Below are 25,696 nucleotides of genomic sequence, written 5' to 3'. Positions count from 1 at the left end.
GCACAGGTTTGTTAATAGGTACAAGCAGAAGCTGCTCCGCGAAGTGGGTACAACCACTTGCGGGGCAGTTTTATTTTTATAGGAATAGGAAAAGGAATTCTCTCATATATCTCAATCTTGGAAGGGCGAAATCGGATGGATGAGCAGCAATTGAAAGATTTCCTGTGGAGAGTGTCATATTCGGGGCAGCAGCGCAATAAGCTATTACTAGTCCAAATTCATGTACGAGTTGCGCACGCTGTTCTGCTCTTGAAGGAGTGGTCTGCGGCGAACCCTGACGACTAAACAGCAGGAGGAAACAAGGCAGTAACGGTACGTCCATGTACTGGCGAATTTCGATTGGGAGGGGATATTCAGTGGAGAAAGTGGACATTTTCAAGGACATAGCCGAACGTACCGGTGGGGATATTTACCTCGGCGTTGTCGGTGCGGTCCGCACAGGCAAATCAACCTTCATCAAACGGTTCATGGAGACGGTTGTTCTGCCGAGCATTACAAATGACGCCGATCGGGTGAGAGCCATTGATGAGCTGCCGCAAAGCGCGGCAGGCAAAACCATTATGACAACAGAGCCGAAGTTCGTGCCGAATCAAGCGGTGCAGCTGCGTGTTGCAGAAGGATTGGATGTTAATATCCGGTTAGTCGATTGTGTGGGCTATGCGGTTGATGGAGCTAAAGGCTATGAGGATGAGAATGGTCCTCGCATGATTACGACCCCTTGGTTCGAGGAGCCGATCCCGTTCCAGGAAGCAGCAGAGATCGGCACGCGCAAAGTCATTCAGGAGCATTCGACGCTGGGCGTTGTCGTTACAACGGACGGCACGATTGCCGAAATTCCGCGCAGCTCTTATGTCGAGGCTGAAGAGCGCGTCATCGATGAGCTGAAGGAAGTAGGCAAGCCGTTCGTGCTCATCGTCAACTCAACACGTCCGCGCAGTGAAGAGGCGCTTCAGCTTCGCAGCGAGCTGCAGGCCAAATATGACATTCCAGTCATGACGCTTAGCGTGGCTACGATGGGCGAGGAGGACGTCATGTCCGTCCTGCGCGAGGTGCTCTATGAGTTCCCCGTACATGAGGTGAACGTCAATCTTCCAAGCTGGGTGATGGTGCTGAACGATCAGCACTGGCTGCGCAGCAATTATGAGAATTCCGTGCGTGATACGGTGAGAGATATTCGGCGTCTTCGCGATGTCGACCGTGTTGTCGCTCAGTTCATGGAATATGAGTTCATTGCCCGTGCTGGACTAAGCGGGATGAATATGGGGCAAGGGGTTGCAGAGATTGACCTGTACGCTCCTGATGAGCTGTACGATCAGATTCTGATGGAAGTCGTCGGTGTTGAAATTCGCGGCAAGGATCATCTGCTGCAGCTGATGCAGGAGTTCTCGCATGCGAAGCGGGAGTACGACAGATTCGCAGAGGCGCTGGAGATGGTGAAGACAACGGGCTATGGCATTGCGGCCCCATCGCTCGCAGAGATGGCGCTTGACGAGCCGGAGCTAATTCGTCAAGGCTCACGATTCGGCGTGCGTCTCAAAGCGACTGCGCCATCGATCCATATGATCCGAGTGGATGTGGAGTCAGAGTTCGCGCCGATTATCGGGACTGAGAAGCAGAGCGAGGAGCTGGTCCGCTACTTGATGCAGGATTTCGAGAACGATCCGATCAAAATATGGGAGTCGGATATTTTCGGAAGGTCGCTGCATTCCATCGTACGCGAGGGCATTCAAGGCAAAATCGCAATGATGCCGGACAACGCGCGCTACAAGCTTCAGGAGACGCTCGGACGCATCATCAACGAAGGCTCCGGCGGCTTGATCGCGATCATATTATAGGTGAAAAAGAGAGACGCGCCGATGGCGCGTCTCTCTTTTTAGGGCTGCTGAGAAAGCTTGCATAGCGTGCAGAGTTATGGTGGGGAAAGGGGCGCATACCCGGCTTGATAGGCTTAGGCTGTTGCTTTCCGCTCTTTGGAGCATGAAAGCCCGGCAGCGCGCAACCTGAATTGTCCGTCGCACCATACTCCGGTTTCTTTCCTGCCTGAACACGGAATAACTGGTTACTGGCCAATAAGGACAGAGCAGTGGATAAAAGTAAAAGTGGCACATTCCACACATTCCACACATTCCACTTATAGGACGTTTGTTCGACAAAATCGACAAAATCGACGAAGCCGATAAAACCGATAAAACCGACAAAACCGACAAAACCGACAAAACCGACAAAACCGACGAAACCGACGAAACCGACGAAGCCGACGAAGCCGACGAAGCCGACGAAGCCGACGAAGCCGACGAAACCTGCTTACAGCTCCACGCTAGCCAATCCAGACGCCCCCAAGCAACAGTTAGCCGATAAATCCGATTAACTTCACCTAGTGCCTCAGACCCCATCCTTCTGTAAGCAAAAAAAAGCTGACAGTACTCCGAGCGCCCGACCGACACTCTATACTGTACACTGGAATTTGCTACTGAATTTGCTACTTAACGTCCCAAAACTAGCCCACCTGGTCGCTCTTGATGCAGCATTAAAGCGGAAAAACCTGCTTACAGCGCAACAAACAAAAATCAGGGGTGGCTGTAAGCAGGAAAAATCGTCTTAACGTCCCGGGATAGCCCGTCAAATCACGTCAGCTGCGACTTTAACGCGGAAAAACCTGCTTACAGCGGCACAAAACAAATCACATGTGGCTGTAAGCGGGAAAAATCGTCTTAACGTCCCGGGATAGCCTGTCAAATCACGCCCGCTACGACTTTAACGCGGAAAAACCTGCTTACAGCGGCACAAAATAAATCACGGGTGGCTGTAAGCAGGGAAAATCGTCTTAACGTCCCGGGATAGCCCGTCAAATCACGTCCGCTGCGACTTTAACGCGAAAAAAACTGCTTACAGCGGCACAAAATAAATCACAGGTGGCTGTAAGCAGGAAAAATCGTCTTAAAGCTCCAAACCTCGCACCGCGGGCAGCTCCCAGCGCACTGCGGGCAGCTCCCAGCGCGCGGTGTTTCGCTGGATATCCCAGCTAGCCGCATCCGATGCAGCTGTAAAGCGGGAAAACCAGGAAAAGCCTGCTTGCAGCGGAAGCTGCAGCAGCGGTGCTTGCCGTCTACATTTAGTGTCATTTGTGGTTGATGACTATGAAATCTTGCCCAGCAGCCTGGGGAGCATTTCCAGAAGCTTTTCTCTGATGAGCGCGTCCGCGTAGTTCCACTCTGACGCTTGCACGATATAGACATGTCCGTTGCGAACGGCGGGGAGGCTGCTCCATTGCGGGCTGCTCATCATTTGCTCCATCGCCTGCCTCGATTCCGGATGCTCCGGTACGAGCATGAAGATCCGATCCCCTGCGTACGAGGACAGGGCTGACTCCTGAATTTCGATAAATCCATGGCCTGCATTCAGAATATCACGGATTTTATCGGCAGGCTGAAAGCCGAAGGGATGGTAGAGAGCGGAGGAGAGCCCCGTCGTTCCCATTACGAATAGACGCCTGCCATGCTCGTAAATAAATACGGAGGCTGTCTCTCCCGGCACTATGTAACTGCGGCGAAGCTGCTGCCACATGTAGGTTGCCTTGGCGTTGTATCTGTCCAGCCAGCGCTTGGCTTCAAGCTTCCTGCCAAGCAATTCGCCAAGCGTATGCAGGCGCTGCTCCAGTGGAGCAAAGGAGTTGAACGTGACAGTGGGTGCGATATGGGCGATACGCTTGTACGCCGCTTCATCCGCATTGGCAAAGATGATCAAATCGGGATTAAGCGCCGATGTCAGCTCCATATTGACCGGCTTGTCGTCACCGCCACGCTTCCTGTCCCGAGACCGATATGCGGGATCGCCGCTTAAGAAGCCAACCTCGCCGATCGGCTCGACACCCAGAGCGATCAGGTCGCCGAAGGTTTCGCCATGGCATATGATCCGCTTGGGCTGCACAGGAATATCGACCTGATGGCCTGTCCAGTCATGAATGCGGATGCTGCTTTGCTTAATGCGGGCATATTGGCCGGGGGTTAAGCCGGTCGTCTGGCGAAAGCGTCTGTTGAAGTAGTATTCATCCGCAAAGCCGACCTGGCTGGCGATCTCGCGCAGTTGAAAGCTGGAGCCGGCAAGAAGCTCCTTGGAGCGGTTAATCCTCAGCTCGTTCAAATAGTTGAGCGGCTTCTTGCCGGTCAATTCTCGAAAGACCGTGCTGTACTGCCAATAAGGGACATTGGCTAATTGCGCCAGCTGCTTGACCGTAATATTTTCCATATAATTGCTCTGCATATATTGGACGGTGCTTTCGACAGATTGGGTCACATGAAGCGCATGTCCGGATTGATAATTTTGTTCGATAAGAAATCCAAGCAGCTCTTGAAAGCGCATATGCTGATGGAACCACTTAATATCGCAGTCTACCTGCCTGTTAGCGTGTAGATCCTCCACGAGTCGAAGCAGACGGGAGAAGGGATAGGCGGTTATCTCATGACGGTCATCCAATATGCTGCCGGTAAAGGTGCCAGGTCCCGCATCGGATGTTCGAATGACGGTAAACGCAATCTGATAATATTCGATTGTGCTGCCACCGCCATAATCATGAATAATTTCTATATAATCGCCAGGAGAGAGCAAATAGCATTGGTCGGCCGATAATTGAAAGCTTTGATCATTGATCGACACCAGTCCGGCGCCGCTTGTGAACACGATGAGAAGATGTGATTCTGCCCTGCGCTGCTCTAATCTGCAGCCGCTTGGCTGCGTAATCCGTTTTATATCCGACAGATGAAAGAGCAAGGTGCGAAGTTTGGCTGCAGTCGGGTTATGATGGGACACGGTAAGAGTCACCTTTCTATTCGTTTATAATGAGAATGATTATCATAATTAATTGTATATAAAAAAACGAAGCTTTTCAACGGTTAGCTGAAAAAGCTTCGCTTTGGGCGCGTTTATTTCATTGGCAGGGAGGAGGGCTACGGCTGGAGCATCCTTGGAAGTTCCTCCAGCAGCCATTCTCTTGTCGCTGCGTCACTGCCCGATTTTAAAATATCGAGGGTGTAGACATGATTGTTTTTGACAGCAGGAAGGTTCTTCCAGATGCTGCTTTTGAAAAGCTCTTCAGTCGATTGCTGAGCTTCCTCATTAACGGCGTTCAGAATGAAAATCCGGTCGCCGGCAAATTCCTCCAACGTTTCTATCGATATTTGCTCGAACCCTTTTTTCGCATCGAGAACTTTTTGTATTGCGGGTGTCGGCTTCAAGCCGTCCGGGTGGTAGAGCACTTGAGAAAGTCCGGTGGCAGCCATTACAAACAAGCGGTCGCCGGGGTAATAAGTGAAGACCGATGCCGTCTCGCCCGGCTTCAATTCGCTTGCAAACAGCTTCTTCCACATTTCGTCAATCCCGGCATTGTAGTTGTCAATCCAATCTGCGGCTTGCTGCTTCGTTCCAAGCAGATCTCCGAGCAGGGTCATTCGATCCTCAAGCGGTGCGAAAGTATCGAACATAAGCGTTGGCGCAATCTTGGACAGCTGCTCATAGTCCTTCTCTTCCGTGCTGCCCGTGATGATGACATCCGGCTGCAGCTCAAGCGCCTTTTCAAGATTGATTGGAAATCCCACATCGGCAATGTCCTTCAACTGATCCTGAAATACACTGCCCTCTACCCAGCTGTGCGGCGTGCCGATAACGGGAGCATCCAACACGATCAAATCGCCCAATGTCTCCCCAGCGTAGATGATTCGTTTAGGTGCGGCGGGCAGCTCAATCTGATGTCCTTTATAATCGGTGTAGCTCCGCGTGCCGGTCGGCGCAGTTTCCGTTGTATCAGCTGCTTTATTAGACGGGGCGGGGGTGTTGCCGCTGGCCTCGCCGTTATTGCTTTCATTGCCGCCGCATGCTGCCAGCAGCGCTCCTAATAATGCGGTCATACATAATGCTGCGAGCATCTTTCTAAATCCATTCATCGAAAATCTCCCCTTCAACCTTTTTGTGATGATAATAATTCTCAGTCCACAGGTTTCATAGTAATAGACGGCTTGGCAATGCTCAATGGACAAAATGAAATGGCGCAATTGACTTTGTACAAAAAATAAATCATGTTTGTCCATTGCTTTTTGAACAACATTTAAATTATTATTTGATAATGAGAATCAGTATCATATCAAAGGTGGCGCTTATGAGTCAACATGTTTATCCATTGAATGATGGAACAGAAGAGAAAGCGTTCAAATTGCGGACGCGCCCATGGGCTGCGACATTCCTTTTAGTCGGGGGTCTTGCAGCCTTGGTGCTGGGGCTGGGGATATCCGTGTCGCTTGGCGCCAAGGACATTGAGCTGTATACGGTATGGCAAGCGATATTCAATTTTAATCCTTATAATACGGAGCATCAGATTATTCAAGAGCTTAGATTGCCAAGGGTGCTGGGCGGGGCCATGGTCGGAGCCTCCTTCGCGGTAGCTGGGGCGTTAATGCAAGGGATGACCCGGAATCCGCTGGCTGACTCCGGGCTTTTCGGGCTGAATGCGGGCGCCGGATTTATGCTGTCGCTTTGCTTCGCCTTTTTTCCGGGCCTTCCTTACATGTATCTTATTATGTATTCATTCCTTGGGGCGGCGCTGAGTGCTGCGCTTGTATTCGGTATTGGCTCGCTTGCGAGGGGAGGGCTGACCCCATTGCGGCTTGTGCTGGCGGGGGCGGCGCTGAGCGCTTTGCTGGGCGCGCTGAGCGAAGGGATTTCATTATATTTTCGCACGGGACAGGATCTGGCCTTCTGGTATGCAGGGGGCGTTGCCGGCACGAAATGGCTTCAGCTAAAAATTATGTTTCCATGGGTTGCCGTTGCTATATTAGGCGCGATTGTACTCTCCAGATCGGTTACGATGCTCAGTCTGGGCGATGATATCGCTGCCGGGCTCGGACAGCGGACGAAGCTGGTGAAGTTTGCCTGTGCGGTTATCGTGCTTATTCTGGCCGGCTCAGCGGTGTCTGTAGTTGGGGCTGTCGGCTTTGTCGGCCTTATCATTCCGCATCTGACCCGTTATTTGGTCGGCGTCGATTACCGCTGGATTATTCCCTGCTCCGCGGTGCTCGGCAGCCTGCTGGTCGTCTTGGCCGATCTGGCTGCGAGAATGATAAATCCGCCGCAGGAAATACCGATCGGCGCCCTTATAGCGCTAATTGGAGTGCCGTTCTTCCTCTACCTTGCACGGAAAGAAAGGAGGTCGCTGTAAGCATGGGCGATTTATCCTATACAGCATACGAGCGCCGAATGAGGAAGCGCGGAGTTGTGGTGCTCTCCATATTGGGCGCGCTTATTGTTGCGACCTTCATCATCAGCATCAATACAGGCTATGTCCGTCTTGGCCCGCTGGAGCTGCTGCAAACTTTATTCGGCGGCGGCACGGCCAAGCAGGATCTTATTCTGTTCCAATTCCGGCTGCCGCGTATCGTTATTTCCGTGCTAGTCGGCGCTGGCTTGGCAGTATCAGGCTGCGTGATGCAGGGGGTTTCGCGCAATGCGCTGGCTGATCCGGGCATTCTCGGCATCAATGCCGGCGCGGGCCTGATGGTCATGCTGTTCATTGCCTTTTACCCGACGACGGCTGCGGCTCCTGTATTTCTGCTTCCGGTGTTGGCGCTGCTCGGTGCAGGCTTGACCGCCCTTCTCATCTATACACTGTCATACAAGCGCCATGAAGGTCTGTCGCCGACGCGCTTGCTGCTGACCGGTATTGCGGTTGCGGCAGGAATCAGCGCGGCGACAATCGTCATTACGCTCAGCCTTACGCCTGAGAAATATCAGTTCGTCGCGGTCTGGATGGCTGGCAGCATATGGGGCTCGAACTGGAGGTTCGTACTTGCGCTGCTGCCATGGATTGTTATTCTGCTGCCGTTCGTATTCATCAAGGCCCGTGTATTAAATGTGCTTAATCTGGGGGATTCAACGGCGACAGGTCTTGGAGCATCCGTGCCTAGAGAGCAGCTTCTCCTGCTGGCCGCTGCCGTCGGCCTCGCCGCTTCCTGTGTCGCGGTAAGCGGCGGCATCGGCTTCGTCGGTCTGATCGGCCCGCATCTGGCGCGGCGCCTTGTCGGACCGAAGCATCAACTGCTGCTTCCCACTGCGGCGCTGACCGGCTCGCTACTGGTCATTATTAGCGATACGCTTGGCCGCTGGATCATACAGCCGTCAGAAATTCCTGCCGGCATCATCGTTGCGGTTCTCGGCGCGCCATATTTTCTGTATCTGCTGGCCAGATCCCGAGCATAAGCGGAATTTTGCGGACGAGATGGGCGGGATATTCAATACATCAAGAGAGAAGGGTGACTCATGCTTCGACGTTTTTTGGCCTACTACCGGCCCTATAAAGGGCTGTTTATCCTTGATTTCACCTGTGCTATTTTTGCGGCGCTGCTGGAGCTTGCTTTTCCGCTTGCGGTTAACCGAGTTGTAGACGATCTGCTGCCGAGCGGGGAATGGAGCTGGATTCTGTACGGCTGCCTCGCACTTCTAGGCATCTATATTATTAGTGCCGGCTTGCATTATGTTGTCACCTACTGGGGGCATATGCTGGGCATCAATATCGAAACAGACATGCGCAAAAAGCTGTTTGACCGTGTGCAAAAGCTGTCATTCCGTTTCTTCGACAACAATAAGACAGGCCATCTGGTATCGCGAATGACCAATGATTTGATGGATATCGGGGAGATTGCCCACCACGGGCCGGAGGATCTGTTCATTGCCTTGATGACGCTTGCCGGAGCATTCGGCATCATGCTGGGCATCAACTGGCAGCTGGCGGTAATGACGTTCATAATTGTTCCGCTTATGATATACTTATCCCTTTATTTCAGCCGCAAAATGTCGCGTGCCTTCAACCGGATGTTCTCCGATATTGCGGATTATAATGCGCGTGTAGAGAACAATGTAAGCGGCATTCGCGTCGTTCAGGCATTTGCAAACGAAAAGCATGAGATGAAGCTGTTCAAAAACAATAACGAACGCTTCCGCGTGACGAAGCTGATTGCTTATCGGATTATGGCGTGGAACTCTTCCATCAGCTTTGTTCTGATGAAGCTTGTGTCCCTGTTTGTGCTTGTTTGCGGTACTTGGTTTGTTATTGAAGACCAGATGACATACGGGGAGTTCATCGCATTCGTCATGCTGTCCAACGTATTCCTCGGCCCAATCAAGCAGATCAACTCCGTTATAGAGACGTATCCTAAGGGGATTGCCGGATTTAGACGTTATCTGGAGCTGCTGGAAACCGAGCCGGATATTGACGATGCTCCCGATGCGCAGGATGTTGCCGATTTGAAGGGGGATATCCGCTTTGAAGGGGTGAGCTTCGGCTATGAGAACAAGGAGCAGGTGCTGCAGGATGTCGATCTGTCCATAAAGGCGGGAGAGACCGTGGCGCTGGTTGGCCCTTCAGGAGCGGGAAAAACGACGCTGTGCAGCCTGCTTCCCCGGTTCTACGATATTGAAGCCGGGTCCATTACGATAGACGGCATCGACATCGGCAGGATGAAGCTGGAATCGCTGCGTTCTCACATCGGAATCGTGCAGCAGGATATATTTCTGTTTGACGGGACGATCAGAGACAACATCGTATACGGCAAGCTGGGCGCTTCGGAGGATGAGATTTGGGAGGCTGCGAGACGGGCACAGCTGGAGGAGCTTATATTGTCGCAGCCTGACGGGATGGATACGCTGATCGGCGAGCGGGGCGTCAAGCTGTCCGGGGGGCAGAAGCAAAGAATGTCCATTGCGCGCATGTTTCTGAAAAATCCGCCGATCCTTATTCTGGATGAAGCGACCTCGGCGCTCGATACAGAGACGGAAGCGGCCATTCAGCAATCGCTCACCGAGCTGTCGCGAGGGCGCACGACGCTAGTCATCGCACATCGTCTGGCGACGATTAAAAATGCGGACCGGATTGTCGTAGTTGCAGATCAGGGGATTGCCGAGCAAGGAAATCATGATCAGCTGCTAAAAGCCGAAGGAGCCTACAGCCGCTTGCATCGCGCGCAGTTTGGAGCATAAAGGCAGGTATAAATATTGAATGATAATTAAAGCATGGTTTCCATTTGTTGATAATGGGAGCCGTGCTTTTTTGTTATTCATGCATGAGGAATTCTGCATTAAAAGTTGAACAAGAGAAAGAACAACAGAGCGAAGCAGGGCAAGAAGGTTTTAAAGGGACGAGGGTAGATGATCTATTCATAGGTATGTAAATTTTTCATACATAAACTGAAAGATTAAAGTTTTACATATTTTAAAGGCGCATTAGCATTAAGAAGGTATAAAGAGATATAATGATAAATAGATAGATATTATGTGATTTAAGCGCTTAAATGAAGGTTGCTATAATCTTTGGGATTCCGTTATGATAGCGCTGTAATAACGTTTCAGTTGTGAAAAAGTGTGTAAAATTTACACATCTAAATCAGTTCTTAATGGGGTATGCTGTATTTTACATGTTGCTGCTGCTGCTGGGGCAGACAAGAGAGGGAGGTGAAGCGATGAAAAAAATAGTTATCGATACAGACATCGGAGACGATATTGATGACGCCTTGGCGATTGCGCTGACGTTGAATTCACCAGAGCTAGAGCTGATCGGGCTTACAACCGTCTATAAAAATACGCGAATCCGCACGAAGCTGGCGCTGCAGCTGCTTCAGGCGTACGGCAGGCTGGACATTCCGGTAGCGACAGGCATCGGGGCTCCGCTTGTAAACAAGGTGGATACGGATAGTATTCCTTGCCAGTGGGCGGATGAATATGAAGCGATCGATTTCAACTGCAGTCAGCATGCCGTCGATTTTCTGATCGAGCAGGCGGCCAAGCATCCCGACATGACGATTGTAGCGATCGGGCCATTGACCAATATCGCAAATGCTGTTATGAAAGCGCCCGACATTATGAAGAGCGTGGACATCGTCATGATGGCGGGTATGTATTCCACCCACTATCCTGAATGGAACGTTGTCTGCGATCCTGAAGCGGCGCGAATAGTGTTTGATGCCGGGCTGAAGCTGTCGATGGTCGGCTTGGACGTTACCCTGCAGTGCAGGCTGAGTCATGAGGATGTCGCTACTATAAAAAATGCGGCGAAAAGCGAGATTCATTTTCTGTCCCGGCTGCTGACGTTATGGATGGATTCCTCCAAGCATCTTCCGATTCTGCATGATCCGCTGACCGTTGCCTATCTCAGCCATCCGGACCTGCTTGTGATGAAGCGGAAGCGTATAGTGGTGGAATACAAAGGAGAATATACCAGAGGAATGACAGTGGAACAGCAGGATGTTTTCTTTAACCGTCCTGTAGATACGAATGTGAACGTCGCTGTCGGTGTTGACCATAAGCGCTTTATAGAAATGTTCATGCAAAGATTGTTCCGATAAAACTACATCAGGAAGGTTGTTGCACATGAAACGCAGGACGAAATGGATGATTCCGCTCCTTACTATGATGCTTGCCGTGTCGGCAGGCTGTTCTAGCAGCTCCAACGGCAATACCAATCAAGAGGGTCAGGGAACGACAGACGATAATACGAAAAAGGTTACAATTGAGCTGTTCAACCAGAAATCCGAGATCAAAGATAATTTGAACCAGATTATTAAAGACTTTAATGTTGAGAATCCGAACATTGAGGTGAAGCAGGTACAGGTTCCGGATTCCCGCAAAGTGCTTTACGCAAGAATGGCGAGCAATGACATGCCGGATATTATGTCTATATTCCCGAATGAGTCGGATTTCAGAACGCAAGCCAAATCGGGTTATTTCATGGATTTGACGGGCAGCGATATTCTGGCCAACATCAATCCGACCTTCCTGGACGATGTGAAATACGAAGGCAAGGATTACAGTGTGCCTTTGACGATGAACGCTTACGGGATTTACTACAATGCTACGCAATTCGAGAAGCTGGGCCTGAAGGTTCCGACTACTTGGGCGGAGCTGGAGCAGACTGCAGCGGCAATCAAGGAGAAGGACCTGATTCCGTTCGCAACAAGCTTCAAGGCGCAATGGTCGGTCGGACACTTGACCGAGACGCTGATGGTTAACGGCTCCGGCTTGGACCCTGTCAATCAATTCTTCGCGGACACTTCCGCTAAAGCTGGAGACAGTGCTGTATTCCAGAAGCTGACAGCGCAAATGGAATTTATCCGCGACAATAGCCAGCCGGACGCTCCGGGCCATGATTATGCCGATGCGGTCAATCTGTTTGCTACCGGCGAGGCGCTTATGCTGCCGCAAGGAATATGGGCTGTGCCTATGATCCAGCAGGCCGGCATGCAGGATGAGTACAAGATGTTCCCGGTGCCGAATGATGACGGCAAAGGAATCGTAGTCGGCGGTATCGATTATGCGCTGGCGATCGCAGCGAAGTCCAAGCATCCGGAGGAAGCGAAGAAATTCGTGAAATTTATGACCGAGCAAAAAACGGCGCAATATTTGGCAGACAACGAGAAGTCTCCTTCCACGATTAACGGCGTGAAGGCGGATGCTCCGCAAACGGAGGATGTTACCAAGCTGTTGACGGAAGAGGGCCGCTACTATCCTTGGCCGCACTTTAATTGGCAAGCGGGTCAGGACTCCAACTGGGGCGCTGAAACGTCCGCTTATATGATCATCAAGGATAAGAAAGCGTTCGAATCCAGCATTAACAACGAATTTGGAAAATAATAGACCGGCGCTGCAAGGAGCGGGGGAGGCAAGCTTCTCTCCTGCTTCTTTATTTAATAGCCAAGCGGCAGTATTGATGGTTGCCGTACTTCTTCGAGGGGGATCGTAATGAAAACGATCGATAAGTATTCCCATTTTTTATTCACGCTTCCCGCGCTGCTGCTGTACAGTCTGTTCTTCATCTACCCTATGATAAACGGCTTCTTGTACAGTCTGACGGATTGGGACGGATTAAGCACGGACAAGCAGTTTGTAGGTTTTACCAACTATTGGAAGCTAGTGCAGGATGACCGGATTGTTGACAGTCTGGGCTTTACGTTCAAATATGCGCTGGCGCTCGTTATCGCGACCGTGATTTTGGCGCTCGTCATCGCCCTGCTGCTGAACCGTATCCGCCGGTTTCAATCGTTTTTCCGCACCTCGTACTTCTTTCCTGCCGTACTCAGCATGATTACGGTCGGGCTTATCTGGAATCAGCTGTTCGCCCATGCCATTCCTGACATTGGCAAAGCAATCGGCTCCGAGATGCTGTCGCGCAATCTGCTCTCCGATCCGAACTGGGTGTTCTACGGCATACTGTTCGTAAGTCTGTGGCAGGGCTTGGCGATTCCGATTCTGCTGTTTCTGGCTGCGCTGCAAAGCGTGCCCAAGGATTTGCTTGAGGCGGCCAGTCTGGATGGAGCGAGTCTGTTCCAGCGATTTCGATCCGTTGTGATGCCGTTCTTGATCCCGGTGCTGAACATGATCGTTATTTTGACGGCCAAGAGCGGCTTGACCGCATTCGACTACATTGTAGCGATGACGGGAGGCGGACCGGGCAGGATGACGGAGTCGGTCGGACTGCTTGTGTACAATTTCGCGTTTCAGGAGTTTAAATTCAGCTATGCCAGCGCACTCGCGATGGTCATCTTCGTCATAATCGGCATTATCTCCATCGTACAAATCCGCTCTTTAAGCAGATATGAGGTGAATGCGTAACATGGCCAATGACAAAAAGCTATCGGGCCTTAGTATGGCGCTGCTGACGGCGGGGCTTGTTATCGTATTCCTGCCTCTCTATTTGACTTTAATTACAGCTTTCAAGACGAGCAAGGAAAGCGCAAGAGATTTCTTTTCTTTTCCTTCTGAATTGTATTGGGGCAATTTTCTGGAAGTGGTCGGAAGCAACAATTTTGTGCAATTCTTTATGAACTCGATTGTCATTACGGCGGTTTCCATAGTTTTGATTACTTTGATTGTCCCTCTGACTGCGTATGCAATCAGCCGGAATATGAATAAATGGTATTACAAAACATTGTTCGTTCTGTTTATTGTCGGGATTATTATCCCCTTTCAAGTCATTATGCTCCCCGTTACGAAGCTGATGACGCAGCTTGATCTGTTGAATCGGCCGGGGTTAATTTTGCTCTATGTCACTTATGCGCTGACGCAGGGCGTATTCCTGTACGTAGGTTATATCAAAACCTCGATACCGAAGGAGCTGGAGGAAGCAGCTTATGTTGACGGCTGCTCCAAGTTCAGAACGTACCGGTCGATTATTTTTCCGCTGCTTAATCCATTGACGGCTACGATCATTATTATTAACGCCTTCTGGATCTGGAACGATTTTCTGCTGCCGCTGTTGATTCTGAATAAATCCGAGGCGATGTGGACGCTGCCTTTGTTCCAATATAACTTCAAATCGCAGTATACGTTTAATTACAATTTGGCGTTTGCCTCCTTTGTGCTGACCATCGTTCCGATCATGCTCGTATTTATGGTATTCCAGAAGCAGATCATTGCAGGGCTCACAGGCGGAGCGGTAAAAAGCTGATAACGGGATGTGATCATGATATGTTTCCAGAGCAATATATGGAGAAACTGTACGGCGGCTGGCTCGGCAAAGTGATCGGCGTCGTGCATGGGGCGAATATCGAGGGCTGGTCTTATGAAAGAATCGAGCAGACCTTCGGGGAAATTGAGGACTACCCGTTTCTGTTCAAGCATTTTGCGGCGGACGATGATATTAACGGACCTGTCTTTTTCATGCGGGTGCTGGATGATTTCGAAACGGAACGGATTACCGAGCGCGAAATGGCGCATACGCTGCGCAACTATACTGGCGAAGGACATGGCTTCTTCTGGTGGGGCGGCTATGGCGTATCGACCGAGCATACCGCTTATCTCAATCTGAAGAACGGCGTGCCTGCGCCATTGTCCGGCTCGATAGAGCAGAACGGGCGAACGGTCGCCGAGCAGATCGGGGGCCAAATTTTCTCCGACTGCTGGGGGCTGGTCAGTCCCGGCGATCCGAAGCAGGCGGCCCGGCTTGCCGGATTGATGTCAAGCGTCACCCATGACGGCGACGGCATCAGAGGCGGGCAGTTCATAGCGGCCTGCATCGCCTCCGCATTCGTTCGTCAGCGAGTGGAGGACATTATCGAAGACGGGCTGTCCGTCATTGACGCCGATAGCGGCTATGCCAGAATGGCGCGCGATGTGATCGCCTATTACAAGGAGCAGCCTTCCGACTGGCGCCAAGCGTTTCAGTATGTGAAGGAGCATTACGGCTACCAGCATTATGAAGGGGTGTGCCATATTATCCCGAATGCGGCCGTCATCGTGCTGTCTCTTCTGTACGGCGGCGGGGATTTCAGCCGGACGATCAATATTTGCAACATGTGCGGCTGGGATACCGATTGCAACGTCGGCAATGTCGGCACGATTATCGGCGTGCTGAACGGACCGGAAGGGATCGCGAACAAATGGAAGCGGCCGATTAACGATTTCGTCGCCTGCTCCGGCATTATCGGCAGCCTTAATTTGCAGACGATTCCGCAAATTACAATGGACACAGCGAGAATGGCGAGCAAGCTGAACGGCTGGGTCATAGGCGAATGGGTGGATGTGCTGCAGGATTCCTCAACTCATTACCTGCACTTCGAGCTGCCGGGATCGACGCATGCGCTGGAATGGACAAGCCCGCGCAACGGGGTCATTCTGCTGAACAATACGGACCGCGATTCATACAGAGGCAAACGTTCCCTAGAGCTGACGGCGCCAGCGGTATTTACAGGCACAACGTTCGACGTGTTTTTCCTAACCTACGGCGCGCCCGAAGATTTCGACGACAGCCGGTATGATCCGGATTTCTCGCCAACCGTATATCCCGGTCAAACGGTCGAAGCCTATCTCAAGCTGGACCCGTCGGTCGGCCCGGGGCTTCATGTCCGCTTGTTCGCGGAGGATCGGCTTACCGGAGAGCGGCTCTACGGTCCGCACACAGTGCTGACCGAGGAATGGCAGCAGGTGGTGTTCGATATTCCTGAAGCGCATAATGTCACGGTCGGCAAGATCGGTATGGAGTATACCGTAAGCGGGGACGCCAGCCTGCGTGAGAAATCCTTCTCCCTGAAATGGTTTATCGATGAGTGGAAGGTGTATGGACCTGTGAACTATGGGATCGATTTTGCATCGCAGCATCTTGAGAAGTGGAACGCAATTCATCAAACCGTATCCCAGCTAACATACCTTCGCGGCATATGGAAGCTGGAGGAGGGGCGTCTGGCAGGCGGCCATGGCTATGAGACAGCGGAATGCTATACCGGCTCGCATCATTGGTCGGATTACCGCGTGGGGGCTGTGCTGGAGCCGGAAAAGGGTGACAATCACCGCATTCTGTTCCGCGTGCAGGGAGCATTGAGGGGATATGCTCTTGGCCTGGCGCCGAATGATATGCTATGTTTATATAAGAATAGTGACGGCTATCAAATTATGTATAATCATCCATTCCAGTGGCAGCACGGCTTCGAGTATAAGCTGGAGGCGGCTGTGCAGGGCAATCGGATAGCTGTCTCGGTGAACGGACGTCCTATGTTCCGATATGAGGACGAGAATGAACCCTATCTGACCGGCTGCATAGGCTTCGGCAACGACGGAGGCAGCCGCACGGCCTACGCTTCCTATGAAGTAGCGCCCGTCATCTGAGCAGGGGAATCGAACGAATGGCGGTGTTGGCGGTTGGCAACGATTAAAGAGGTGGCGGAAGCAGCCGGTGTTTCTATAGCAACGGTATCACGAATGATCAACCAGAACGGATATGTCAGCAATGAGGCGGAGAAACGGATTGCTGCTGCCATGGAGCAGCTTGCATATGAATCGCCCTTAGCCCGAAGGCTGGCAGGCCAGAATATGCCTGCTATTGCGCTGATGCTTCCCGATATTACGAACCCTTTTTTCGCCGAGCTGGCCCGAGCGGTTGAGGATACTTGCCAGCAGCAGGGCTGCGTCGTCTTTTTTTGCAATTCCGATCATCAAGATTTTAAGGAAAAAAGCTATCTGGAGGTTCTTCGCAAACGGCATATTGACGGTGTTATATTCGCCTCCAATTATTTGCCGCAGGAGGAACTGAACAAGCTGGAGCAGCACCGCATACCCGTCGTGGTGCTGGATCGTTCGTCCGATACACAGAAATGCTCGCTAATCCGCTCCAATAACTATGAAGGCGCGCAAATGGCGGTCAAGCATTTGATGGATACAGGCTGCAGGAAGATTGCTCATATTTACGGTCCGCAGGAAATTGCTACTGCCAAAGAGCGGATGAACGGCTACGAGGATTATGTGAAATCATTTCCCTGGTATACGCCTTCGTTAATGGCGCCCGGCATGTTCCTGATGGAAGGCGGCATACAGGCTGTCGATACGCTGCTGCACCGTCATCCGGATATTGACGGCATCTTTGCGGGCAATGATTTGATGGCAATCGGCGTGCTTAAAGCGCTGCATCGCAAAGGGGTTCGAGTTCCGGATGACATCTCGGTGTGCGGGTTCGACGGCATCAAGCTCGGAGAGATCATTGAGCCTGAGCTGACAACTATCGCCCAGCCGATCTATGAGATGGGGAAGTGTGCGGCCAATATTTTGATTAAGCAGATCAAATCGAAGAACGACAAGGCACTTCTGGAAATCATCGAAATGAATGTATCACTTCATATAAGGGATTCAACACGAAAGGATAGTGAAGAGCAATGATGGGAACCGAAATCCCCAACATTGTCGTTATCGGCAGCATTAATATGGATATTGTGGTGGAGACCCCGCTCGTTCCTGACAAGGGACAGACACTGCTGGGGAATGCCATGACGCTTTTGCCGGGGGGCAAAGGAGCCAATCAGGCAGTGGCGGCTTCACGGCTGGCCACGCATACGACCTTGATTGGAGCTGTAGGCCAGGACAGCTTCGGGGAACAAATCATGCAGAACCTGGACGGACACTCCATAACCCGTGCCATTGCTTCGCTGGCGGATGAAAGCACAGGCATTGCATCTATCTGGGTGCATGATCGGGATAACCGTATTATCGTCGTGCCTGGGGCAAACGGCAAAATATCGTGGGAGGATATTGAGAGTCAGAAATCGTTTATCGATCACGCGAATGTAGTGCTGCTTCAGCTGGAAATCCCGCTCGAAACGGTAGTGAAGTCCATCGCTTATGCACATCGTTGCGGCAAGAAGGTCATTTTGAATCCAGCGCCCGCGCTGCCGCTTCCGGATGAAGTCTATCCGATGCTGTTCTCGCTGACCCCGAATTTGCATGAGCTGTCAGTGATGGCGGATATGCCGGAAGTGCTGGATGAAGGCAACCCGGATGCTCTGCAGCGGGCGATGCGGAAGCTGATCGATAAGGGACTTGCTTCGCTTACAGTTACATTGGGAGCGGAGGGAGCTATATATATGGATGCTTCAGGGAACACCTTTCATGTGCCGGGCAAAAAAATGACGGTGCTGGATACAACAGGCGCCGGGGACTGCTTCAATGCGGCATTTGCCGTAGCTGTCGCTAAGGGCCAGCCCATGAAGCGGGCTGTTGAATACGCGGTAGCAGCCTCCGCGCTGGCCGTAACCAAATTCGGCGCCCAGAACGGAATGCCGGAATCCGATGAGGTCGAATGGTTTCTTCAATCCACCTCAGCTTAGTGTGCGTAATATGAACGACAGAACAAGGAGCCTCCAACACTGCTATTTGTGTTGTCAGGGCTCCTTATTGCCCGTTGTCTGTCATTCTTACGGTCATTGTGCTCGTGCTCGTCCACCTCTTCCCTGCATTCTGTTCGCAGCGAGAGTCGGTACAGGGTACAGGGCAGGTAGATGCCGGAGCATCGCTTCTTATGGAATCGGTCATGATATCGTCAACTGAAGCGTGCGGGTGCTTGCTCTGGCGGTCACTTTTATCCATTTGAACCGTAAAAAACAATAAAAACCAAGGCGGGGCACGGAAAACTTCCGAAGCCTCTTGTAATTCTATATTCACTGTATTACTATAAATCTGTCATGTTCAGCATGAAGGAGTTGCACAGTTATCCAAATTCTGCCCATAGAGCGGCAAACACTTGTTGTCATGATGAGGTGGCAATATCGTTTGCACAGAGCCTGCAGGTATAAATTCTCAGGTTTCGGTAAAACAGAATGATAATGATGTGCTCATGAGATGCTGTCAGGGGAGGTGAAAGAAATGAACAAAACGGAACTGATTGCGAAAGTGGCCGAATTGACTGACCTTTCCAAGAAAGACGCTTCGAAAGCGGTTGATGCCGTTTTTGATGCCGTATCCGATGCGCTGCAAAGCGGTGATAAAGTACAACTGGTCGGATTCGGGAATTTCGAGGTGAAGAGCCGCGAAGCTCGTAAAGGACGCAATCCGCAAACGGGTCAAGAGATCGATATTCCAGCGAGCAAGATCCCTACGTTTAAAGCGGGTAAATCGCTGAAAGACCTTTGCTCCAAATAAGTCACGGCATATGCCGCTGATAACGTCCGGATGCTTCTCGCATTCGGGCGTTTTTCATCACAATCTGTTATTGACATCGCTAATAAAATCCAGTAGACTGGTTTTTGCGGTTCGAACCGAACCATATCGGGTGTTAGCTCAGCTTGGTAGAGCGCTACCTTGGGGTGGTAGAGGTCGCCAGTTCAAATCCGGTACACCCGACCAATATATAGCCAGCGCAAACTGCCGTCCTGAGCGATCCGTTCGGGAGGCAGTTTTTTCATTACAAAGATAGCGAAGGAGGATGATTATCATGAAGGACGCTCAGAATGAATACATCGTAGTCAAAGCCAAATCGCAGGGTGTGCAAGTAATCGGTCTGACTCGCGGACAAGATACCAAGTTTCACCACACAGAGAAGCTCGACAAGGGCGAGGTGCTCATTGCTCAATTCACCGATCATACTTCAGCAATCAAGATTCGGGGCAAAGCTACTGTAATGACGAAGCACGGTGTCATCGATACGGAAGATTAATGGACCGAAAGCAGGCATAGCCTGCTTTTTTTATATATACACTGTTTAGAAGTAGGACATTCTTCTTGCGGAGGGGATACACGTTGTCCATTTGGCGCAGAATTTCCCTTGCTTCAACAGTGACGTTAATCATTACACTTGCCATATCGATACTGCCTGGCATCCATGGCCGTGAGTCAGCGGACAATAGCGATCAGGCCGTCTTTCGTGCAGCGCCGCTGAAGGGGCTCAGCTCGGGCAATCTGGTAGACAGTATTATTAGTCTGCAGCTTCAGTTGAAACCTGCCAGGGTGGATTGGAAGGGGGCTGTGCTCTCGGTAGACCTGTCTGTCGAGTCGGAGGACGATGGTCCTGAAGTTTGGGCCAATGACATGCAGCGTCTGCTGCGCATGGCATTCATTCAGGCCAGCAACGTGAAGCGCGTGCTGATTCGTTATATGGAGCCTCTGCAGGATGATTCGATACACGGGCCTGATAGAGAGAATCGGCCATCGAAAATGCGAATGCTGGCAGCAGCAGATGTGAGATATACCGACGCCTGGCTGATGACAGAGCTGGACAATCTGAATACAAGCAGCCCCTTCACAGATTCTGTCTGGAAAGGGCGATTGCGGCTATTATTCTCAGATATCGGCAGCAGTAGATTGCAATGAGCTGTGTAGCGAAACGAATAACATAGTGCTATAATAATTTAGATTGTAGAACAGCAAGACTTTCGCTGATCCGTCCGGAGGCTTGACCAATGAAATCTTATAGAATTCCTGAAATTGCTAAGAAGTACGTGGAATACGATATGATACAAACGTACACAGAGCTGCCGGCCTTTCCTGATTCGAGGATTCGGCTGCTTTTCGCTTTTCTGGCCCATCAGCGCATGCCGCAATCTACGATAGAGCTATTCTCTCTTGTCGCCTCGCTTGTGCAGCTGGGAATGGATACCCATGACCTGGTTGATCTGGAATCCGGTCATGTGTCGGAACGCGAGATGCGTTCGCGGCAGCTCAAGGTACTGGCGGGCGATTATTTCAGCAGCCGCTTCTATCAGCTGCTGTCGCAGGCCGGACAAGTGGATATGATCCGTCGTCTCAGCCAAGGCGTTTGCGAAGTGAACAGGCTCAAGATGAATTTGTATATCCGCATGGGGCAGCTCAACCTGTCAGCAGAAGACTATGTGCATCAATGCACCCAGCTCAGGACGGAATTGTTCCATGCCTTCTCAGGCATACTGGACGATGGAGTGGTGCGCTTATGGTCAGATCTTCTGGAAATTGTTGGAAGATGCGAGGTTATTATGGACGAGCTGAACCGCTGCGATGAACCGGAGCGATTTCATGGCAGCTGGGGGTTTTGGCATGTTTTTCAGGCTGGTACAGATGAAGAACGGCGCAAGCTTGCCCGGCAAAGTGATGAGCCGGCGTTTATTGAGGGGCTGCTGGTCAAATACGATATTCGCAGTCGACTTGCTGAGATGCTGCATAACACTGCCGGGCATATTCAGTCGATTGCTGCAAAGCTTGAATCCAGGAAGCTCGCTGATGAGCTTCGGCAAATCGGAGACGCATTTATAAATCCGATAATTCCCAAGGCTTCGGTACTTAATGAGAGAAGGTGACATCCATGCAGCAAGCTAAATCCAAAGAGCAGTTCGTTCACGAAGTATTCGAGAGCATTGCTCCCAAATACGACATGATGAACAGCTTACTCAGCATGCGCAGACATAAGGCTTGGCGTAAATTTGCGATGAACAAGATGGAGGTCAAACCTGGCTCAACAGCCATCGATATTTGCTGCGGCACATGCGATTGGACAATTGCGCTTGCGCGTGCCAGCGGCAAAGGCAAGATGGTCGGGCTGGATTTCAGTCAGAATATGCTCAACTACGGCAAGCTCAAAATTGAGAAGGAAGGGCTGGATGAGCAAGTAACGCTAGTCCAGGGCAATGCAATGGCGCTGCCTTATGAGGACAATTCCTTCGATTATGCGACGATTGGCTTTGCGCTTCGCAATGTGCCGGACCTGCGGCAGGTGCTGCAGGAGATGGAGAGAGTGGTCAAGCCGGGCGGTCTTATCGTTTGCCTGGAGCTGTCCAAGCCGATGTGGCAGCCGTTCAAGGCGATCTATTACTTTTACTTTCAGCGTATTTTGCCGCTGCTGGGCAAGTTGTTCGCCAAGCGTCATGAGCAATACAAGTGGCTTCCCGAATCGCTGAAAACATTTCCGGACTTGAACCAGCTGGCGGAAATTTACCGTGAGATCGGACTGCGCAATGTTCGCGCTTATCCGCTGACAGGCGGCATCGCCGCCTTGCATATAGGAACGAAGGGAACGGACGGAGCATGATTCGCAAAATTGGCATAATTCTCGAAATGATCAAGTTTGAGCATACGATATTTGCACTTCCATTTGCTTTTATGGGTGCGCTGCTGGGCGCTGTTGTGATGGAGAAGCGACTGCCTGATTGGAGCGAGATTGGTTGGATCATTCTCGCCATGATCGGCGCCAGAAGCGCGGCGATGGGTCTTAACCGAGTGATAGACAGCGCGATCGACAGGAAGAACCCGCGCACCGAGAAACGGGCAATTCCGGCTGGACTGCTCCGCGTAGGAGAAGTGCTGCTGTTCATTGCTGTATCCTTCGTGCTGCTGTTCCTGGCCTCATCAAGGCTGGACCCGATCTGTATGAAGCTGATGCCGATTGCTGTCGTTCTGCTCGTGCTGTACTCGTATACGAAGCGATTCACTTGGCTGTGCCATGTATTTCTAGGTCTGACGATTGGCCTTGCTCCGCTTGGCGGCTGGGTTGCCGTTACAGGCTCTTTTGATCTCACCGCATGGCTGCTGTATGGAGCTGTTGCACTATGGATTGCAGGCTTTGATATCATTTATGCCTGCCAGGATTTCGAATTCGACCGCAAGGAAGGCGTACATTCGATACCGGCCCGATTTGGCCTTACGGGTGCGCTATGGATCGCGCGCTGCTTCCATATCATTACGGCAGTCGGGTTTCTGACGCTGTTCTGGATGACTGATCTGAGCTGGGGTTACTTAATTGGCACGGCTGCAGCGGCTATCATTCTATTTTACGAGCATTGGCTGGTTAAGAAGGCGGATATGACGCGCATACAGACGGCTTTCTTTACGATGAACGGCGTTCTTAGCATGGTGATCTTTGCAAGCACGCTGCTGGATCTGCTGGTGCTTCGCCAATGGTAGCGGCGGTGGGCGTTCCGGCACGCAAGCGTTGGATTGTAGGAATTACTGGAGCGAGCGGCTCCATATATGGGACAAGGCTTATTCATGTCCTGCTAGGCATGGATATCGATGTGCATCTGATCATAACAGAAGCGGGCTGGCGCGTGCTGAAAGAAGAGCTTGGCTGGACAGCCTCCCGAAGGCAGGATGCGCTTGAAGCGGAGTTCAGGGATGCTTTGACTTCGGGAAGACTTGTTTTTCATCCCAATGCGGATATAGGGGCATCGATTGCCAGCGGCTCGTTCCGTGTGGAAGGGATGATTATTATGCCCTGCTCCATGGGAACGCTTGCTTCGGTATCGAGGGGGATATCCGATGATTTGATGACCCGTGCTGCGGATGTTATGCTAAAAGAAGGGCGCAAGCTGGTGCTGGTGCCGCGCGAGACGCCGCTTCACGCCATTCATCTGGAGAATATGCTGACGCTTGCAAGGCTTGGGGTGAAGCTGGTTCCGGCGATGCCAGCCTTCTACTATGGACCGCAGTCGTTAGATGATATTGTTAATTTTCTTGTAGGGAAAGTGTTGGATCAATTGCCGCTGGATCATGATTTGTACAGAAGATGGGGAGATGAGCAGGATGGGGCTACACCGCCCGATCACCATCGGACGAATTGATTACGCTAACGTTTGGCCGATTTTTCATTATGCGAAGCAGATGCTGCCTGACAGCCGATATATAATTGACAAAAGAGTGCCTTCAGCGCTTAACGGGGCCATACAGCGTGGAGAAGTCGATATTACAGCGATGTCCTCCTTCGCATACGCGCAGCATGCCGATGATTATTTGCTGCTGCCTGACTTGTCCGTCAGCGCCAAGGGCCGAGTAAATTCCATCCTATTGTTTATGAGAGAGCCGATAGAACGCGTGCTGAAGGGCAGGATTGCGCTCACAGCCACATCGGCAACCTCGGTTCATTTATTGCAAATTATTATGTCGCTTTACTATGGGGCGTCTCCATCCTATGTGACGATGGAGCCGGACCTTGATTCCATGCTTCAGCATGCGGATGCTGCGCTGCTGATCGGCGATCCGGCTATTCAAGCCTCCTGGCAAGAACAGGGACTGACGGTACTGGATCTTGGCGAGCTGTGGCGCAAGTGGACGGGCTGTGGCATGACATTCGCGCTGCTCGCTGTGCGCAAGGCGACGGCGGCAGAACGGCCGGAGGAAGTCGCGGCGGTGCTGCATGCACTGTCCGAGAGCAAACGAAGGAGCTTGCTGAATCCGCAGCCGCTTATTGATCAGGCTTGCAGACAGCTTGGAGGCGAGCGCGCATATTGGAGCCGATACTTTCAAGAGCTTTCCTATGATTTTGGCGCGGAAGAGCAAGCTGGCTTGCAGCTATATTTTAATTATGCGCAGCAGCTGCGACTGCTTCCCCACGAGGTTCGCATGCAATTTTTTATAGACGATACTGCCATACGGGTGAACGAATGAAACTACTCGATTTATATGCGAAAATGAAAGGTGATCTGGATGCCATCGAGCGTGAGCTGGCACATAGTGTCACTTCAGATCATGCTCTCCTCAGCGAAACGTCGACTCATTTGCTGAAAGCAGGAGGAAAACGGATACGTCCTGTTTTTGTGCTGCTTGCCGGCAAATTCGGCGATTATCGTCTCGATGTTCTGGAGCGTATTGCTGTACCGTTGGAACTCATTCATATGTCCTCTCTGGTCCATGATGATGTTATTGATAATGCACAGACCCGTCGCGGCCAGCTTACTGTGAAGTCCAAGTGGGACAATCGGATTGCGATGTTTACCGGCGATTATATTTTTGGCAAAGCGCTAACTGTCGTTGCTGAGCTGAATAATCCGCATATTCATCAAATCTTGTCCAAAGCGATGGTCCAAATGTGTGTCGGGGAAATCGAGCAGATACGTGATTTCTTCAATACGGAGCAGTCGGTGCGCAACTATTTGCGGCGGATTCGCCGCAAGACCGCGCTGTTGATCGCGATCAGCTGCCAGCTTGGGGCTGTTGCAGCCGGGGCAGAGCGCGGCATAGCGAATGCATTGTACCGGTTCGGATACAATGTGGGGATGGCTTATCAGATAGGGGATGATCTGCTCGATTTGCTGGGCACGGAGAAGCAGATCGGCAAGCCTCCCGGCTCTGATATTCGTCAAGGGAATATCACATTGCCTGTTCTGATGGCCCTTCAAGAACCTGAGATCCGAGATGCACTACTCGCCGAAATAATTAAAATTCGGGAGTCGGATGGAGCAGGGGATATGAAAGCGGTGTTGAACATAATACGTAAGAGCAAAGGCATCAACAGCTCGCAGGACTTGGCCAACCGCTTTATTGCCAAGGCGATTGCTGCACTTGATCAGCTCCCAGGCATTCCAGCGAAAAAGAACTTGTCCGATATTGCCCGGTTTGTGGCGAAGAGGAATTATTAAGCTGAGGGGATGAAGGGAGGGCGCTGCGTGGGTGGGTCATTCTTTCGATCGCTGCGCTGCGTGGGCGGATCGTTCTTCCGATCGCTGTTGTT

The 25,696-nt window shown here is 51.4% G+C and carries 23 protein-coding genes and 1 tRNA gene; 22 read left to right on the top strand and 2 right to left on the bottom strand.

The window, feature by feature from the left end:
• The first annotated feature begins 356 nt into the window (after positions 1-356).
• Both spoIVA and L6H65_RS23045 read left to right on the top strand, forming a co-directional pair.
• The gene (gene spoIVA / locus L6H65_RS23050; RefSeq protein WP_236345278.1) at positions 357-1,835 is read left to right on the top strand and encodes a stage IV sporulation protein A; all 1,479 of its coding nucleotides are present in this window, start codon (positions 357-359) and stop codon (positions 1,833-1,835) included.
• A 307-nt stretch (positions 1,836-2,142) separates the two neighbouring features.
• Positions 2,143-2,358, top strand: coding sequence for a hypothetical protein (locus L6H65_RS23045; RefSeq protein WP_236345276.1), 216 nt, complete (start codon positions 2,143-2,145; stop codon positions 2,356-2,358).
• A 777-nt stretch (positions 2,359-3,135) separates the two neighbouring features.
• Here the strand turns inward: L6H65_RS23045 and L6H65_RS23040 are convergent.
• Positions 3,136-4,806, bottom strand: coding sequence for an ABC transporter substrate-binding protein (locus L6H65_RS23040; RefSeq protein WP_236345275.1), 1,671 nt, complete (start codon positions 4,804-4,806; stop codon positions 3,136-3,138).
• 137 nt (positions 4,807-4,943) lie between these two features.
• Positions 4,944-5,936, bottom strand: a complete 993-nt coding sequence (locus tag L6H65_RS23035; RefSeq protein WP_236345274.1) for an ABC transporter substrate-binding protein — start codon at positions 5,934-5,936, stop codon at positions 4,944-4,946.
• 212 nt (positions 5,937-6,148) lie between these two features.
• Between L6H65_RS23035 and L6H65_RS23030 the strand changes: the two genes are divergently transcribed.
• The 20 genes from L6H65_RS23030 to hepT all read left to right on the top strand — a co-directional run bounded on the left by L6H65_RS23030 (position 6,149) and on the right by hepT (position 25,604).
• Positions 6,149-7,204 (top strand): FecCD family ABC transporter permease, encoded by a 1,056-nt coding sequence (locus L6H65_RS23030; protein WP_236345272.1) that lies wholly within the window; start codon positions 6,149-6,151, stop codon positions 7,202-7,204.
• Between the two features lie 2 nt (positions 7,205-7,206).
• A complete protein-coding gene (locus L6H65_RS23025; protein WP_236345270.1) occupies positions 7,207-8,241 on the top strand; it encodes a FecCD family ABC transporter permease in 1,035 nt (344 codons plus the stop codon).
• A 60-nt stretch (positions 8,242-8,301) separates the two neighbouring features.
• Positions 8,302-10,017 (top strand): ABC transporter ATP-binding protein, encoded by a 1,716-nt coding sequence (locus L6H65_RS23020; RefSeq protein WP_236345268.1) that lies wholly within the window; start codon positions 8,302-8,304, stop codon positions 10,015-10,017.
• Between the two features lie 479 nt (positions 10,018-10,496).
• Positions 10,497-11,378: a nucleoside hydrolase gene (locus L6H65_RS23015; protein ID WP_236345266.1), complete on the top strand. Its 882-nt coding sequence runs from the start codon at positions 10,497-10,499 to the stop codon at positions 11,376-11,378.
• Positions 11,379-11,403: 25 nt separating this feature from the next.
• The gene (locus tag L6H65_RS23010) at positions 11,404-12,663 is read left to right on the top strand and encodes an ABC transporter substrate-binding protein (protein WP_236345264.1); all 1,260 of its coding nucleotides are present in this window, start codon (positions 11,404-11,406) and stop codon (positions 12,661-12,663) included.
• Between the two features lie 108 nt (positions 12,664-12,771).
• Complete coding sequence (locus tag L6H65_RS23005) at positions 12,772-13,641, top strand: carbohydrate ABC transporter permease (RefSeq protein WP_236345262.1); 870 nt, start codon at positions 12,772-12,774, stop codon at positions 13,639-13,641.
• A gap of 1 nt (position 13,642) precedes the next feature.
• Positions 13,643-14,476 (top strand): carbohydrate ABC transporter permease, encoded by an 834-nt coding sequence (locus L6H65_RS23000; RefSeq protein ID WP_236345260.1) that lies wholly within the window; start codon positions 13,643-13,645, stop codon positions 14,474-14,476.
• 20 nt (positions 14,477-14,496) lie between these two features.
• Complete coding sequence (locus tag L6H65_RS22995) at positions 14,497-16,629, top strand: ADP-ribosylglycohydrolase family protein (protein ID WP_236345258.1); 2,133 nt, start codon at positions 14,497-14,499, stop codon at positions 16,627-16,629.
• Between the two features lie 33 nt (positions 16,630-16,662).
• The gene (locus L6H65_RS22990) at positions 16,663-17,673 is read left to right on the top strand and encodes a LacI family DNA-binding transcriptional regulator (protein WP_236345257.1); all 1,011 of its coding nucleotides are present in this window, start codon (positions 16,663-16,665) and stop codon (positions 17,671-17,673) included.
• Entirely contained in the window at positions 17,670-18,617 is a 948-nt protein-coding gene (gene rbsK / locus L6H65_RS22985) for a ribokinase (RefSeq protein WP_236345255.1), read from the top strand. The genes L6H65_RS22990 and rbsK overlap by 4 nt, the downstream gene beginning before the upstream one ends.
• A gap of 535 nt (positions 18,618-19,152) precedes the next feature.
• Positions 19,153-19,428 (top strand): non-specific DNA-binding protein Hbs, encoded by a 276-nt coding sequence (gene hbs / locus L6H65_RS22980; RefSeq protein ID WP_219870682.1) that lies wholly within the window; start codon positions 19,153-19,155, stop codon positions 19,426-19,428.
• Positions 19,429-19,555: 127 nt separating this feature from the next.
• Positions 19,556-19,632: transfer RNA gene (locus L6H65_RS22975), tRNA-Pro, on the top strand.
• Positions 19,633-19,720: 88 nt separating this feature from the next.
• Positions 19,721-19,942, top strand: coding sequence for a trp RNA-binding attenuation protein MtrB (mtrB, locus tag L6H65_RS22970; protein ID WP_219870681.1), 222 nt, complete (start codon positions 19,721-19,723; stop codon positions 19,940-19,942).
• An 83-nt stretch (positions 19,943-20,025) separates the two neighbouring features.
• On the top strand, positions 20,026-20,595 hold the full coding sequence (locus tag L6H65_RS22965) for a hypothetical protein (RefSeq protein ID WP_236345254.1): 570 nt from the start codon (positions 20,026-20,028) through the stop codon (positions 20,593-20,595).
• A gap of 89 nt (positions 20,596-20,684) precedes the next feature.
• A complete protein-coding gene (locus tag L6H65_RS22960) occupies positions 20,685-21,554 on the top strand; it encodes a heptaprenyl diphosphate synthase component 1 (RefSeq protein ID WP_236345253.1) in 870 nt (289 codons plus the stop codon).
• A gap of 5 nt (positions 21,555-21,559) precedes the next feature.
• Positions 21,560-22,282 (top strand): demethylmenaquinone methyltransferase, encoded by a 723-nt coding sequence (locus tag L6H65_RS22955; RefSeq protein WP_236345251.1) that lies wholly within the window; start codon positions 21,560-21,562, stop codon positions 22,280-22,282.
• The gene (locus L6H65_RS22950; protein WP_236345249.1) at positions 22,279-23,154 is read left to right on the top strand and encodes a UbiA-like polyprenyltransferase; all 876 of its coding nucleotides are present in this window, start codon (positions 22,279-22,281) and stop codon (positions 23,152-23,154) included. The genes L6H65_RS22955 and L6H65_RS22950 overlap by 4 nt, the downstream gene beginning before the upstream one ends.
• Positions 23,148-23,810, top strand: coding sequence for a UbiX family flavin prenyltransferase (locus tag L6H65_RS22945; protein WP_236345247.1), 663 nt, complete (start codon positions 23,148-23,150; stop codon positions 23,808-23,810). The genes L6H65_RS22950 and L6H65_RS22945 overlap by 7 nt, the downstream gene beginning before the upstream one ends.
• Entirely contained in the window at positions 23,773-24,633 is an 861-nt protein-coding gene (locus tag L6H65_RS22940) for a menaquinone biosynthetic enzyme MqnA/MqnD family protein (protein WP_236345246.1), read from the top strand. Before L6H65_RS22945 ends, L6H65_RS22940 begins: the two co-directional genes overlap by 38 nt.
• Complete coding sequence (hepT, locus tag L6H65_RS22935; protein WP_236345245.1) at positions 24,630-25,604, top strand: heptaprenyl diphosphate synthase component II; 975 nt, start codon at positions 24,630-24,632, stop codon at positions 25,602-25,604. Before L6H65_RS22940 ends, hepT begins: the two co-directional genes overlap by 4 nt.
• The last annotated feature ends 92 nt before the right edge of the window (positions 25,605-25,696 follow it).

This window comes from Paenibacillus plantiphilus (assembly GCF_927798095.1).
GTDB classification, from domain to species: Bacteria; Bacillota; Bacilli; order Paenibacillales; family Paenibacillaceae; genus Paenibacillus_Z; species Paenibacillus_Z plantiphilus.
Note: the sequence above shows the minus strand (reverse complement) of the source record. Positions and strands in the feature narration are given on the sequence as shown.